Source organism: Pseudomonas gessardii, assembly GCF_001983165.1.
GTDB classification, from domain to species: Bacteria; Pseudomonadota; Gammaproteobacteria; order Pseudomonadales; family Pseudomonadaceae; genus Aquipseudomonas; species Aquipseudomonas gessardii.
Window position 1 is genome coordinate 69532 of the sequence record NZ_MNPU01000003.1, and the last position, 14056, is coordinate 83587.

Annotated in this window: 11 protein-coding genes; 9 read left to right on the top strand and 2 right to left on the bottom strand. The window is 59.0% G+C overall.

What is annotated here, in order from left to right:
- The first annotated feature begins 133 nt into the window (after positions 1 to 133).
- From BLL38_RS03710 to BLL38_RS03720, 3 genes are read left to right on the top strand one after another with little or no spacing between them, the layout of a single operon-like run.
- Positions 134 to 1171: an amidohydrolase family protein gene (locus BLL38_RS03710; RefSeq protein ID WP_020300820.1), complete on the top strand. Its 1038-nt coding sequence runs from the start codon at positions 134 to 136 to the stop codon at positions 1169 to 1171.
- Complete coding sequence (locus BLL38_RS03715) at positions 1168 to 2355, top strand: phosphotransferase (protein ID WP_082643858.1); 1188 nt, start codon at positions 1168 to 1170, stop codon at positions 2353 to 2355. The genes BLL38_RS03710 and BLL38_RS03715 overlap by 4 nt, the downstream gene beginning before the upstream one ends.
- Positions 2356 to 2357: 2 nt before the next feature.
- Positions 2358 to 3143 carry a tyrosine-protein phosphatase gene (locus BLL38_RS03720; RefSeq protein ID WP_020300818.1) on the top strand — a complete coding sequence of 262 codons (786 nt, stop codon included), beginning with the start codon at positions 2358 to 2360 and terminating at the stop codon, positions 3141 to 3143.
- Here the strand turns inward: BLL38_RS03720 and BLL38_RS03725 are convergent.
- Both BLL38_RS03725 and BLL38_RS03730 read right to left on the bottom strand, forming a co-directional pair.
- Positions 3140 to 4024: a DMT family transporter gene (locus tag BLL38_RS03725; RefSeq protein ID WP_020300817.1), complete on the bottom strand. Its 885-nt coding sequence runs from the start codon at positions 4022 to 4024 to the stop codon at positions 3140 to 3142. The genes BLL38_RS03720 and BLL38_RS03725 overlap by 4 nt on opposite strands.
- 64 nt (positions 4025 to 4088) lie before the next feature.
- On the bottom strand, positions 4089 to 4934 hold the full coding sequence (locus BLL38_RS03730; RefSeq protein WP_020300816.1) for an SDR family oxidoreductase: 846 nt from the start codon (positions 4932 to 4934) through the stop codon (positions 4089 to 4091).
- A gap of 419 nt (positions 4935 to 5353) precedes the next feature.
- On the opposite strand from BLL38_RS03730, the gene BLL38_RS03735 reads away from it, so the two are divergent.
- The 6 genes from BLL38_RS03735 to BLL38_RS03760 all read left to right on the top strand — a co-directional run bounded on the left by BLL38_RS03735 (position 5354) and on the right by BLL38_RS03760 (position 14039).
- Positions 5354 to 7015: a DUF1302 domain-containing protein gene (locus BLL38_RS03735; protein ID WP_020300815.1), complete on the top strand. Its 1662-nt coding sequence runs from the start codon at positions 5354 to 5356 to the stop codon at positions 7013 to 7015.
- Positions 7016 to 7045: 30 nt separating this feature from the next.
- Positions 7046 to 8413: a DUF1329 domain-containing protein gene (locus BLL38_RS03740; protein ID WP_020300814.1), complete on the top strand. Its 1368-nt coding sequence runs from the start codon at positions 7046 to 7048 to the stop codon at positions 8411 to 8413.
- 95 nt (positions 8414 to 8508) lie between these two features.
- On the top strand, positions 8509 to 9639 hold the full coding sequence (locus tag BLL38_RS03745) for a WD40/YVTN/BNR-like repeat-containing protein (protein ID WP_020300813.1): 1131 nt from the start codon (positions 8509 to 8511) through the stop codon (positions 9637 to 9639).
- A 35-nt stretch (positions 9640 to 9674) separates the two neighbouring features.
- Positions 9675 to 12206: an efflux RND transporter permease subunit gene (locus BLL38_RS03750; RefSeq protein ID WP_020300812.1), complete on the top strand. Its 2532-nt coding sequence runs from the start codon at positions 9675 to 9677 to the stop codon at positions 12204 to 12206.
- 46 nt (positions 12207 to 12252) lie between these two features.
- Entirely contained in the window at positions 12253 to 13224 is a 972-nt protein-coding gene (locus BLL38_RS03755) for a VOC family protein (protein WP_020300811.1), read from the top strand.
- Positions 13221 to 14039 (top strand): enoyl-CoA hydratase/isomerase family protein, encoded by an 819-nt coding sequence (locus BLL38_RS03760; RefSeq protein ID WP_020300810.1) that lies wholly within the window; start codon positions 13221 to 13223, stop codon positions 14037 to 14039. The genes BLL38_RS03755 and BLL38_RS03760 overlap by 4 nt, the downstream gene beginning before the upstream one ends.
- Positions 14040 to 14056 lie beyond the last annotated feature (17 nt).

The following is a 14056-nucleotide window of genomic DNA, read 5'->3' on the forward strand; positions in this document are numbered from 1 at the left end:
CGACTCATATTTAAATGAACACATATTAGAAATGTGTTTATATTATTGAGGGTGCAGTTATCCCTTAAATTGATCCGGATGCCCTGCGAGCGGGTCGTTCGGTCTGCTGGCTAATTACAACAAGGAGAACGCCATGCTGATTGATGTCCACGCCCACTTGCTGACTGAGGGCATGCTGAACCGTCACGAGTTCTGGGGGCCATTCATGAAAGTGCAGGGGCTGACCGTGGGGCATTTTTCCCTCGGCACCAAGCAACCGGTCAAAGCCGCGACGGATGCCGAAGCGCAGGCCAATATCCTCGCGCGCATGAGCCACGCCAGCCGTCGCCAGCTGATGGCCGAGCGGGGTGTCGACAAACTGGTGATGTCCACGCCGTCTCATTGCTTTATGTATTGGGCGGGAGATTTCGCTAACGAATACGCGCGCATCTGCAATGACGAGTTGTCGGCATTTTGTCGGGCTGATCCCGACCACTTCGATTTCTGGTGCCACGCCAACCTCGCGGATCCGCTGAATGCGGCCAAGGAAATTGAACGCGCAGTGACTCAGTTGGGCGCCAAGGGTGTGTGCGTCGGCGGGGCCAACTTCAATGGCCTGGAGGCTCACGACGAACGCCTGTTCCCCGTCTGGGAAAAACTCACCCAGCTGGATGTACCGATCATGGTGCATGGCTTCAATCAGTCGATTTACTGGGGCGAAAAACACACGGACGACAAGTTTGAAACCACCTCCATCGTCGGTGACTGCGTCGATGAAACACTGTTCTTCTGGTACCTGATCTGCGGTGGCGCGCTGGATGTTTTCCCGACCTTGAAAACCTACATCACCCATGCCGGTGGCATGGCGGTTTTCCAGTTGGGGCGCCTGAGCGAACTGAACCGGGCCATGGCACCGGACTCGCGCAATCAGCGTCCGTTGATGGATTACCTGCAGAACTTTTACTTCGACCTTGACGTTCATGCGCCGGGCTTGCGTCGTGGCGTTGCCGAGGTGGTGGGGGCGGAGCGCCTGTTGTACGGCACTAACTTTGGCGGGGCCTACGACCATGGCGATCTGACCGAAGGCATCGGCTTGTCCGCTGAAGACCGCGAGCGGATTCGCAGCGGTAACGCGATCGAACTGCTCAAGCTGAAGGTGCCGGCCAACGCTGGTCGGGTGCTGACGCCGTGACGGATAGCTCGCTGGGGCGGCCCTACCCGCAGCGCAGCGGACGGTTGCCACGGCACCTGAGCGAAATTACCGCAGCCTGGCTAACTCAGCTATTGCAGCCGCGTTATCCGGGCGTCGAGGTGCTGGCGTTAACGGCAGTGGAAGTTCGAAACGGTCACACCACCAAATTCCGCGTCAGGCTTGAGTTGAATGAGGTCGGTCAGCACGCGGGTATTCCTGCGCACGTGTGCCTGAAGTCGAATTGGTCCGAGGGTTTCGAGAGCGGCGATATCTGTGAGCTGGAAGCGCGCTTTTATCATTTGGCGCACGGCTGGTCCGATGCGCCACTGCCAGACACCTATCTCACCGACTGGGACGCCGATGGCGGCGGTCGAGGCGTGGTGATGATGGAAGACCTTGGTCTGGCCGCCGGGAAATTTGGCCATAGCACCGATCACCTGGGCGTGGATGGCGTCGCTCGGGGGCTGGAGTCACTGGCGACGTTGCATGCTGCCACCTGGAACAGTCCGCAGCTACGGGGCCAGGGCTGGCTGCCGGTGTCGATGGCCAACCCGGTGGACTGCGACGGCCTGCTGCGTATGTACAACTACATCAAGGTCAATCTGCGCAAACCGGAGTACCAACGCCTGTTGCCGAAATGGATGTATGAGACACCGGAGTTGTTCAGCCATGCGTTTGATGAATTGGCAGCTTTCGAGCGCGAACAGTCGTCACCCAGCTGCCTGATCCATGGTGATTCGCATCAGGGCAACAGTTTTTTACGCAGCGACGGCCAACGTATCTGGCTGGATTGGCAACTGTCGAGGCGTGGCCGGCCATGGCGCGATATCGCCTATTTTATGCTGGGGGCCTTAACCGTCGAGGAACGGCGCGCCGATGCGCAACGCCTGCTGCGGGTGTACCGCGAAAAACTGATCAGCCTCGGTGCCGAAGGCGTGCTTGACCAGGACGCTGCCTGGGAACAGTTTCGCCGTTGGCCGGTTTGGGGGATGCAGACCTGGATGTCGAATATGGATGACTGGGGGCAGGACGGTTTGCCGATGGTGGAACGTTTCTTCGCCGCTGCAGAAGATTTTGATACCGTGCGTTTGCTCACACATGGGCGTAAGCCTCGCCGTACGCCGACACTGGGGCAGGGCGCGCGTCCGTTAACGCAGGCCTATCAACATCTACTGGAGGATTGAGAATGGTCGGGCAGGAAGAGTTGCGCTTGCAGGGTGCGGATAACTTTCGCAGCCTCAAAGGTATTCCCACCGGTTGTGGTCGTCGTATCGGCGACCATTACCTGTTACGGGCAGAACAGCTGGATCGACTGACCGCTGAAGACTGGCAGACCTTGCGGCGGATCGGCCTGACAACCGTCTGCGATTTACGCAGCGCCGCAGAGCGTGAGCGTTACCCGAGCGGCGTACCCGATTCGGCTATCGCGCAACTCCACCTGGAGGTGCTTGGTGATGTTCGTGCCGACCCACGGATTGCCGCCATGCTCGCTGATAATCCAGAGACTCAGGGCGCGCGAAACATGATGTTGGAGGTCTACCGGCAACTTCCGCACCTGTTGGCGCCGTTGTTGCCAGCGCTGTTCGAGCTGTTCTCTACCCGCAATGCATCGGTGCTCATTCATTGCACGGCGGGTAAGGACCGCACCGGGGTCGCGGTGATGTTGCTGCTGCACGCACTGGGCGTCGCACCGGAGCACATCATGGCCGACTATGTGCTCTCGGCACGTCGCTTCAGTCAGCTGGAGGTGGCGCGTCAGCAGGCCATGAGCACCACGGTGAGCCACCTGGTCGGCCAAGCGGTCAGCGAGGCGGCCATTGATGCAGTGCTGGATGCCCGTCCCGAGTACTTGAATGCTGCGTATGCAGTGATCGACGCCGAGTACGGTGGACTGGATCTTTACCTGCAGCGCTTCAGTGGTTTGAGCCAGAAAGGCTTGCAGACATTGCGCGATACCTTGCTGGTCGCCTAGGTCACGACTTCGGTCACTACCCGCGCGGGTTTCCATTGCGCCAATCCAATTCCCAGTAAAATCAATCCGCCTCCGACCGCGTGGTACAGGTGCAATGTTTCCCCCAGCAACACAATCGCCAACACCGCGGTAAATAACGGGACCAGGTTCATCAGCACGGCGGTTTTTTCTGGCCCCAGGGTTTGCAAACCACGCATCCACAAGCCGGGCGCCAGCGCTGAGGCAAACAGACCCGCGAACAACACCAGCGGGACATTTGCGGTTGTCAGGGCTATCGAAGGGGCCAGCACAAAGGGCGGCACCAACAGCAGGGTGCCGCAGATTATTTGCACGTAAAGGCTTTCCCAGGTCGGCAGGGGAATCTGCCAGCGCTTGACCAGCACGCAGTACAACGCGTACGACAGCGAGGCCAGCAACATCATCAATTCCCCTTGGCCAACCCCGTGTGCCCAGAGCGAGGGCAGGTCGCCTGCGGCCAGCAACCACGTCAGCCCGGCAAACGACACCAGAGCACCGACCAATAACGTCGCGGTCGGTTGGGTATTGAGCAGGGGAAAGGCGAGCAGCACGGTGAGCAGGGGCATGGTCGCCAGGATCAGGCCCATGGAAGTGGCGCTGACAGTGTGCGCGGCGAAATAGGCCAGCGACTGGTACAGCGACATGCCGAGCAAGCCCAGCAGCCACAACTTGGGCAGGTGCGGCCGAATCTGCTGCCGCAACCGCCAGACCTTGGGCAACATCACCGGTGACAACACCAGCAACGCGACCAGCCAGCGGTAAAAGGAAATGGCTGCGGGGTCAATCACCCCAACCGAAAGGCGATTGACCACGGTACTGGCGGCCCAGATCAGCGTGGCAAGAACAGGGAACAGCAAGTTCATCACGGGGGCGCCAACGTTGAGGGTGCGCACTACGCACCGGAGAGTTTGTCGATATGTTTTGGTGTTATTCGCTGGCAGCGTTACGTGCCGCAATCGTCGCGGCAAAATCGCGTTTGAGGGTTGGAAAGTAGGCAATCTGCCCACCCATGCCGCCGGCAATGTCAATCGAGGCGGCGCTGATGAAGCTGGCATATTCACTGGCCAGGAACAGCGCCATACCGGCAACGTCTTCAGGTTTGCCATAACGCCCGAGCGGTACCACCTTCATCACCATGGCGTCGAACTCCTCGCGACTGACGCCAGGTCCCATTTCCTTGTAGTGACGATCCCATTGACCGGTATCGATCCAACCCATGTTCAGGCTGTTGACCAGGATATTGTCTTTGGGCAGTGACATGCCCAATGAGCGGGAGAGGGCGATGCACGATGCGCGATTGATTACTGAGGGAATTCCGTCGGGCGTCGGAATCACCCCGGCCAAGGCGTTGATTTCGATGATCCGTCCCCAGCGCTGTTCACGCATGAACGGCACCACCGCCTGCACGAATCGGAAATGCCCCATCTGCAGAATGTTGGCATGTTCGAGGATGACTTCCGGAGTGAGGGTGTCGAGGTTGCCGCCACGGCCTTGACCGGCGTTGTTCACCAACACATCGACCCCGCCCCACGCGTGTGCAACTTCAGCAACAAACGCCTTGACCCCCTCACTGTCCGTCACGTCGACAGCCCGGGCAATCACCGCCTGGGCGTGTTCCGCAAGTTGCGCGCCGACTTCCCGGACGTCTGACGCACTACGGGCGCATATCGCTACCCGCGCCCCTTCAGCTGCGAATGCCCGGGCGATGGCCAGACCAATGCCCCGCGAAGCGCCCGTGATGATCACGCGTTTGGCACTCAAATCAATATTCATGGTGGCTCCTCTTGTTTTTCTTCTGGCGGTTCACTGCCGTTTTACCCGCGCAACGCCAGGCGTTCTGTGGGATGGCAGGGGCTATTGAAAGCCCAAAGCACAAAAGCGTCAAAGTTTATTTGAACGTTTATCTGTTTTGTGTGCAGTATTTACCGGCGAAACGCCTTTGCTGGAACGATTCTTCACCTTGACGGGTGTGAAATTCTATATGGAGAATGCAAATCTTTATGTGGAATTTTATTTTGTGATCCGTTACGGTGACTTTCAACTGAGGAGGAAAGTGGGTCTGGATGCGTGCCAGACCTCTTCAGCGGACTGTCCAGGCGAGACATTCAACGATATTGTGGGGTAGCGCATATCGCTGGAGCGACCGTTTGAACGCACATAGCGACTGAAAATAACAATAAAAGGTAGTGTGTATGAATCATAAGACCAAGCAGAGTCGGCTGGTACTGGCTCAAGGTGCGCTTACGCTGATGATGGTTGGCGGCTCTCAAGGCGTCATGGCGCTCTCTTTCGATCTGCCGAACCCTGATTATCGCCTGCGTTGGGACAACACGGTCCGCTACAACCTGGGCATGCGGACTGACAGTCAGGACAGTCGCATCATGAACACGCCGAACTTCGACGAGTCCGACGGCAAGTTCGATAAAGGCGACATTGTTACAAATCGTCTCGATGTGTTGAGCGAACTCGACTTTTCCTACCTCAACGAGTGGGGTGGACGCCTCAGTGGTGCCGGCTGGTTTGACCAGGCCTATAACGATCACGATGTGAAAAGTAACGTTCCCGGCTACGCCACCAGCTATCGCAACAATCGTTACAGCGACGAAGTGAAGCGCTACATGAACGGCCCGTCGGGAGAGATTCTCGATGCCTTTGTCTGGCGCAACTTCAACATCGGCGACACACCGGTCAACGTGAAAGTCGGTCGTCACACCAACTATTGGGGTGAAAGCCTGTTGTTCGGCGCTCACGCCGTGTCCTACTCCCAGGCCCCCAGCGATGGCGTGAAAGCCTCGACCAGCCCGGGTATCGAAACCAAGGAAGTGTTTCTGCCGGTGGGGCAGATCTCGGCCAAGGCCCAGGTCACTGATCACCTTTCGGTTGCCGGTCAATACTTCTACGAATGGGAGCCCACGCGCATTCCTTATGGGGGTACCTATTTCGGCGCGGCCGACCCTTTGTTCGAAGGTCCGGACCAACTGCCGGTAGCGCCTAACGGAGCGACGTTGCAGCGTCAGGATTCGCGCTTCGGTCGCGATGGCAAAAACTGGGGCGTGATGGCCAAACTCAACGTTGAAGAAGTCGAATCGACGTTCGGCGCCTACTATCGCCAGTTCGACGACTACCAGCCTTGGCTGGCCCCACAGGTCAAGGCAGCGCTGGGTTCGTACCGGGTTGTTTACCCGCGTGGCGTGAAGCTGGCAGGCGTCAGTTTTGCTCGGGTTTTCAACACGGTTGCGGTCGGCTCTGAACTGTCCTACCGCATGAACGGTGCCTTGAATGCCACTGGCGTCAGCGCGCTGGACGACGAAGGCCCGCGCGGCGACACCATTCACTTTATTGCCAACGCCGTTTACGGCGTGCCGCGTAACTTCATTTCGAACAACGCGACCCTAGTGGGTGAGTTCGCCTACAGCCACCTGGATCGCGTGACTGAACACGAAGAGCTCTATAAAGGTGTCGGAAAAGCCGCTTGTACCAATGCCAGAACGCCAGGTATCGCCGGGTCCGGCAGCGAGTCGGATGGCTGCTCCTCGAAAGATTATTATGCGGTCGCGGTCAACTACACTCCGCAATACATCTCGATCTTCCCCTCCTGGGACATGGATGTACCTCTCACCGTCAACTACGGCCTGCATGGCAACGCACCAACAGCCGGTGGCGGCAGCGAAGGCGCGCTGGCTTACTCCGTCGGCGTCAAACTCACTTATGCCCAGCTGTATGAGTTCGGCCTGCGTTATGCCGACACAGCGGCCCAACCGAAGAACCTGGCCAATGGCACCGTCGCCGGTAACGGCAACGTAGGCGGTGAAGACCGCGGCTGGCTGGCTTTTACCTTCAAGACCTCCTTCTGATAAATCAAACAAGAATCGGAGAACGTGTTCATGAAACGTCCACTTGCATTAACTGCCGTCCTGATGAGTTTTGCGACCTGTAGCCTCACAGCCGCCGCTGCTGGCGACGCCTCGGACCTGGGTAAGAGCCTGACGCAGTTCGGAGCGATTCAGGCCGGTAACGCCGATGGCACGATCCCCGCTTACGAGGGCGGCCTTACCACCGCTCCGGCGGGTTTCAAGCCCGACAGCGGGTTTTGGGTTGATCCGTTCAAAGATGAAAAGCCACTGTTTCGCATTGACGCCAAAAACGTCGACAAGTATGCGGACAAGCTCAGTGAGGGGCAGAAAACCCTGATCAAGAAATACCCGACTTACTACATCGACATTTACCCAAGCCATCGCACGACTGCCTATCCCAAAGCGGTACTCGATGCCACCGTGCGAAACGCCAGCAGCTGCGCGATCCAGAAAGATGGCCTGGCCGTTGATCCATCTTGCCGTGGCGGCCTGCCGTTCCCGATTCCGAAGACCGGCAATGAAGTGATGTGGAACCAGCAGGTGCGCTACAAAATCGGCACCGGCTACTCGACCACGACTTCGTCCAACAGCTGGGTAGTCGACGCCAACGGCTCGATCACCAAGACCGCTGAACAGGCGACATTCGAAGAAACCCCGTACTACCAGGTGACTCAGGCGGATCGCGATCCACTGATGTACGCACGAGTGTTCTCGCGCAACGACTATCCGGCGCGGCGCTCCGGTGAAGTGGTGGTGCTCACTGACTTCCTCGATCCATTGGCGAAGGCCCGTCGTTCGTTCAGTTATTCCCCAGGCCAGCGCCGGGTAAAACTCGCACCGGAATTTGCCTTTGATACACCCGTTGCCAGCCAGGGTGGCGTGACGCTGTTCGACGAACTGCAAATGTTTTCCGGGAGCCAGGACCGCTTTGACTACAAGCTGGTCGGTCGCAAGGAAATGTACATCCCGTACAACGCCTACAAATTCTACTTCGGCGTCGGCAAGCAGGAAGACCAGTTCATGCCGCACCACGCCAACCCGGCGAACGAGCGTTGGGAGCTGCATCGGGTGTGGGTCGTGGAAGCCACGTTGAAGCCGGGTATGCGCCACGTCTACAGCAAACGCACCTACTACCTGGATGAAGATACTTTCGGCGTCGGCCTGTATGACGCCTGGGACAAGAGCGGCGCGTTGTATCGCTCGATCTTCCTCAGCGGCGTCCAGCTCTACGACAAAAACATTCCCTATAACGTGAAAAACGTCGTGTATGACTTCAACAAAGGCATGTACGCGTTGCTCAACGATGGTTTGAAGGGCGGCTACAAGTTCATCGACAAACCACTCTCCGAGCGTGACATGAATCCTGAAGCCATTGTGGCTCGGGTCACCCAGCGCTGATGTGATTTCGCCTGTCCTGCCTGCCGGTTTGCGCATCAAGCCGGGCAGGCAGAACAGGTGTGTTTGCCACGCGGGATGGTTAAGGAATAAAAATAATGACTAGCCCTTGCCCTGCTTCTTTTCTTCTCTGCACTTCGCGTCTGCTCCTGGCAGTCGCGTTTGCGGTCGGCGCGAGCTCATTGCTGACGACGCCTGCCTACAGCGCCGTCGCGTTGTCGGCCGATTCGCTCGACGTGCCGGCGCAGCGGATCGATGAACACCTGCCCGCACCCTTGCTGTCGGTCGCCACAGCGGGCGACGCGATGATTGGCGTCGGCCTGCACGGGTTGATCCAGCGCTCCATCGATGAGGGCCGCACCTGGCAACAGGTCGATAGCCCGGTGTCCAGCGATCTTGTGCAAGTGCGGTTTCGCGACGAGCGTCATGGCTGGATCGTCGGTCACGATGCGGTGGTCATGCACACCACCGATGGCGGTCAAAGCTGGCAAGTGCAGCTCGACGGGCGCCGCTTGTTGACCTTGCTCAACGCTTACTACGGCCCACGGGCCGAACAAGGTGATGAAGCCGCAGCCCAGATGCTTAAGGAAGTGGCTATGGCCGCCAGTACCTCGGCGACGCCGGACGTGTTGGCCGCACCCTTTCTCGATGTGATGTTCGATGAGCACGGCAACGGATTTGCCGTGGGTGCCTTCGGCATGTTGTTGCACAGCACGGATGACGGCCAGAACTGGCAGCCGTGGACCGAGCGCAGTGATAACGATCGGCGCATGCACCTGTATGGACTGGCGGAACAAGCGGGCACTTTTTACATCGGCGGGGAGCAGGGTTTGCTGCTGCGTCTGGATGGTCCGCAACAACGTTTCGTGAAAATCGATACGCCCTACACCGGCACTTACTTCGGCGTCCGCGCCTTCGACGGTCTGCTGCTGGCGTACGGGCTGCGCGGCAACCTGTTTGCCAGCCGTGATGACGGCCAGCAATGGCAGCCTGTGGCAACCAATCTCAATAGCAGCCTGGTCAGCATTGTCGAGCAGGGTGATGCCTTGATCGTCGTGAGCCAGGGTGGGCAACTGGTCAGCGTTGACCGGCAGAGTTTGCAGGTCACCCCGCTGGCAGATGCGCGGGTAGGCGAGGTGTATGCAGCCAGTGCCACCAAACAGGCTGGGAGCCTGCTTGTCACGCGCTTCAGCGGCGCCAAGGTCATCGATATCGCCCAGGCCAACTAAAGCCCCCGGCACGATTCCCCTACGAGAAAGAAAAAATGGTCGAGCAAAAATTCAACAGCGGGATGCCAGTGATTGCCAACCTGGAGGACTTTGACAAAAACTCCGGTGGCTGGTTTGAACGGGTCATATTCCGTCATCGCATGGTGGTCGTCGTTGCCTGCTTGCTCGCCACTGTGGTGCTGGGCTTCTTCGCTACACGGCTGCAAGTCAATGCCAGCTTCGAAAAAATGATTCCCAGCTCCAGCCCTTACATCAAGAATTACCTGGCGTATAAAAACCAGTTGCCAGGCCTGGGCAACAGCATTCGCGTCGTGGTGGAAAACAAATCCGGTGATATCTACGACGCCGACTATCTGCTGGCGCTGCAAAAGGTCAACGACACCCTGTACCTGATTCCAGGCATCGACCGCTCCTGGATGAAATCGCTGTGGATGCCCATCGTTCGCTGGAAAGAAGTGACGGAGGAGGGCATTGATGGCGGTGCGGTCATGCCATCGGATTACGACGGCAGTGACAAATCGATCACGGCCTTGCGCCGCAACATTATGCGTTCCGGGATCATTGGCAACCTGGTGGCGAACGACGGCCGGTCGAGCATGATTGTCGCGCCGCTGCTCGATACCAATCCGCAGACCGGACAACCCCTGGATTACGGTGATTTTTCCAAGCAACTGGAAGCGCAGATTCGCTCGCTGGAAAGTGACAAAGTGGGCATCCACATTGTGGGTTTCAGCAAGCTGGTGGGCGACCTGATCGACGGCCTGTATTCGGTCATGCTGTTCTTTGGCGCATCGGTACTGATCGCCGGGTTGTTCGTCTATTTCTATACACGCTGCCTGCGCAGTACCTTGCTGCTGGTGAGCGTGGCAGTGGCGGGGGTGGTGTGGTTGCTGGGTTTGATGCAACTCCTCGGCTACGAACTGGACCCTTACTCCATCCTGGTGCCGTTCCTGATTTTTGCCATCGGGATCTCCCACGGCACGCAAAAAATGAACGGCATTCTTCAGGACATTGGCCGTGGCACCCATAAATACATTGCTGCGCGCTATACCTTCCGCCGCTTGTTTCTCACTGGCTTGACTGCGCTCCTGACCAATATCGTTGGTTTTGCCGTGCTGGTGATCATTGATATTCCGGTGATTCGCGACCTGGCACTGACCACCAGCATTGGTGTCGCCGTGCTGATTTTCACCAAGTTGCTGCTGATTCCGGTGGCGTTGTCGTACCTGGGCGTCAGTAAGAAAGCCGCGCGTATCGCCATCGCCAAAGATCAGGCCGGCGCAGAAAACCGCGGTTTTCTCGGGCGTCTGTGGAGCGGCCTGGATCGCTTCACCGAACGGCCGATGGCCACGGCGGTGATTGCCGTATCGCTGGTGGTGACGCTGATTGGCAGCGTGGTGATGATGCACCTCAAGGTCGGTGATCTGGATCCCGGTGCACCGGAGTTGCGTGCGGATTCGCGCTATAACCGCGATAACGCCTACATCACCAGCCACTACGGACTTTCCAGTGACCAGTTCGTGGTCATCATGAAGACCAACGAAGACAGCTGCCGTCTGTACCAGTCGCTGCAAAGCATGGACAAACTGGCCTGGCGCCTGCGCCAGACGCCTGGTGTACAAACCACCCAGTCGCTGGCCGAAACCGTGCGCATGATCAGCTCCGGCATGGCTGAAGGCAGCCCGAAATGGTTGAGCATCAGCCGCGACCAGGCGATCACCAACTCGGCGGTGGATGCCGCGATGATTTCTGCACCGGGCATCACCAACCAGCAGTGCTCGGTCACTCCATTGATCGCCTACCTGGCTGATCACAAAGCCGACACACTGAGCCGGGTGTTGAAAGTTTCTGAAGAGTTCGCCAAGGAAAACAACACACCCGCTGGCGCCGAGCAGCCTGTGGAATTCCTCCTGGCTGCGGGTAATGCCGGGATCGAGGCCGCCACTAACATTGAGGTAGAGAAGGGCATCATCACCATGTACCTGGCCGTGTATGGCGCTACGGCCTTGCTCTGCCTGCTGACCTTCCGCAGTTGGCGCGCAACCCTGGTGGCGCTGATTCCTTTGCTGATGACTACGATCATCTGCAAGGCGCTGATGGTCTGGTTGGGGATCGGCCTGAAAGTAGCCACCTTGCCGGTAATCGCCGTGGGTGTCGGTGTCGGCGTGGACTACGCGCTGTATCTGCTCAGTGTGCAACTGGCGGTGCAGGAACGCGGTGGAAGCCTGGCGGTTGCGTATCGCCGCTCGCTGGATTTCACCGGTCGGGTCGTGGCGCTCGTTGGCCTGACCATGGCCGCCGGGGTGATTACCTGGGCCTGGTCGCCGATCAAGTTCCAGGCGGACATGGGCATTCTGCTGACCTTCATGTTCCTGTGGAACATGCTCGGTGCGCTGGTGCTGATCCCGGCCCTCTCGCATTACCTGCTCAACCCGAAAGGCAACTCCAAGGCCGGCGTGACCCTCGATCTGGAGGACGCGCGCGCCCAACAGGAACCGCGCAAACCCGCGGCCAGCGCACCTGCACCCCAATTGACCGAGCTCGCCTTACCCCGGCGTGTCCGCTGACTAATAGCCGGGCACAGACCTGGCTGGCAACTGCAAGGAGAGAACAATGTTCGAGTTATTGATGAGTGCCGACATGATGGTTCCGGACCCGGACGGCATGACGGAAATGTTGGTCGACAAGCTCGGCATCTACAAACACGAACGCTGGCGCCAGGCGTTCGATAATCACCCGTATATTGCGCATTTCCTGCGGGTACACAAATCCCTCGCGGTGTCGCCTACGCGCATCGAACCGCAGTGGCACCTGGATCGGCCGAACCCCGGTGATCCGTTGTTCCATGACTTTCTGGAAAGCCTGAAGGATTTCCAGGGGCATCATCGGCCGATGATCACGCACTCCATCGTGCTGGCCCTGCACGGGGACAAGTTCGACGCGCTGGTAGACAAACTGATGCGTCGTCGCTTGCCTTTCCGCATGGCGCAGCGCACCCCGGAAATGCCCTTCGACCGCTTATGGCTGGGTGCCACTCCCGAGCAACCGTATTACCAGCCCACGGTGGATGGCGGTTTGTGCATTGAGATCATGCCGACCGAGCCTTTGCAGATGCCGCCGGAAACGTATCAGTTGCCACCGATGCAGCCGCGTGATCTCAAGCCCGGCGACATGGTCCGCGTCACCGCCCGTGGCTTCCTGGTACGCGACCTCGATGAAACCCTGCGTAAGGTCTCGACCAACCTCGATTGGGAACCGAGCGGGCCGGTCGAGAGCATCGGCAGCGAAGGTTACCGCCGTGCGCGTATGGGTTTCACCGTGCCGAACAGTGCCACCCTCGATGTCCTCGAGGCGACCTACTGGAACACCGACGCCGGCCACTACGTCAATAACTGGGGGCCGGGTCCGTACTACATCCGCATCGGTGTCAACGATCTGGCTGCCAAGGCCGAGGATCTGCGGTCACGCGGCACGCGGTTCCAGTGGATCGAATCCTCCGAGGCCGTCGGCGGCCGTGCGTTGATCAAGATCGACCCACAAGAACTCAATGGCCAGGTCTTCGAGTTCGAGGAGTGCCCTGTATGAGCACAGCGCAAGAACCGCAGTCTCCCGTTTTGATCAACGATGCGGTGCGCCTTGAGCGTGATGCCATGGTGGGTTGGGTGGTACTGACCCGGCCCCGGCAGATCAACGCCATCAACGACGATATTCGTCAGGGCGTGCCGCAAGCACTGGCGCTGTTGCAGCAAGACCCGGACATTCGCGTGATCGTGATTCGCGGGGAAGGTGAGCGAGGCTTTTGTGCGGGTGCTGATATCAAGGAGCGTCGTGGCCCGGAATCGAGCCTGCAAGTGCGGCAGCGCATGGAACAGGTGCGCTGGATCGAAGCGCTGGATGGCATCAGCAAACCGGTGATCGCTGCCATTCATGGTTATTGCATGGGCGGTGGGTTGGAACTGGTGCTGGCGTGTGACATCCGCTTCGCCGCGCCCGATGCCGTGTTCGCCCTGCCGGAAACCGGCCTGGGGCTGATTCCCGGCGGCGGCGGTACGCAACGACTGTCCCGAGTGGTGGCGCCGGGTCAGGCATTGGACATGTTGCTCACCGGTGACCGGGTGGGCGCCGAACAAGCGCAGCGCATTGGTCTGGTCAGCCGCCTGGCCAGCGACAACGCCAGCCTGCTGGACGAAGTACGGGCCTTTGCTCAGCGCATCGCCGTCAAACCACCCACCGCGTCGGCGTTTGTCAAACAGGCAGCACGGGCGGCGCTGGACATGAACCTCAAACGTGGCCTGGACCTGGAGCTTGATCTGTTCGCCTTGCTGGCCCCGACCAAGGATGCCCGCGAGGCGGCCCAGGCGTTCAGTGAACGGCGCGAACCGCGATTTACCGGCGAGTAAAGCGCCACTCAAAACAA

Coding starts and splice junctions, on each gene's coding strand:
- BLL38_RS03755 (WP_020300811.1), top strand. CDS start 12,253: ATGTTCGAGTTATTGATGAGTGCCGACATGATGGTTCCGGACCCGGAC.
- BLL38_RS03730 (WP_020300816.1), bottom strand. CDS start 4,934: ATGAATATTGATTTGAGTGCCAAACGCGTGATCATCACGGGCGCTTCG.
- BLL38_RS03710 (WP_020300820.1), top strand. CDS start 134: ATGCTGATTGATGTCCACGCCCACTTGCTGACTGAGGGCATGCTGAAC.
- BLL38_RS03760 (WP_020300810.1), top strand. CDS start 13,221: ATGAGCACAGCGCAAGAACCGCAGTCTCCCGTTTTGATCAACGATGCG.
- BLL38_RS03720 (WP_020300818.1), top strand. CDS start 2,358: ATGGTCGGGCAGGAAGAGTTGCGCTTGCAGGGTGCGGATAACTTTCGC.
- BLL38_RS03740 (WP_020300814.1), top strand. CDS start 7,046: ATGAAACGTCCACTTGCATTAACTGCCGTCCTGATGAGTTTTGCGACC.
- BLL38_RS03735 (WP_020300815.1), top strand. CDS start 5,354: ATGAATCATAAGACCAAGCAGAGTCGGCTGGTACTGGCTCAAGGTGCG.
- BLL38_RS03745 (WP_020300813.1), top strand. CDS start 8,509: ATGACTAGCCCTTGCCCTGCTTCTTTTCTTCTCTGCACTTCGCGTCTG.
- BLL38_RS03750 (WP_020300812.1), top strand. CDS start 9,675: ATGGTCGAGCAAAAATTCAACAGCGGGATGCCAGTGATTGCCAACCTG.
- BLL38_RS03725 (WP_020300817.1), bottom strand. CDS start 4,024: ATGAACTTGCTGTTCCCTGTTCTTGCCACGCTGATCTGGGCCGCCAGT.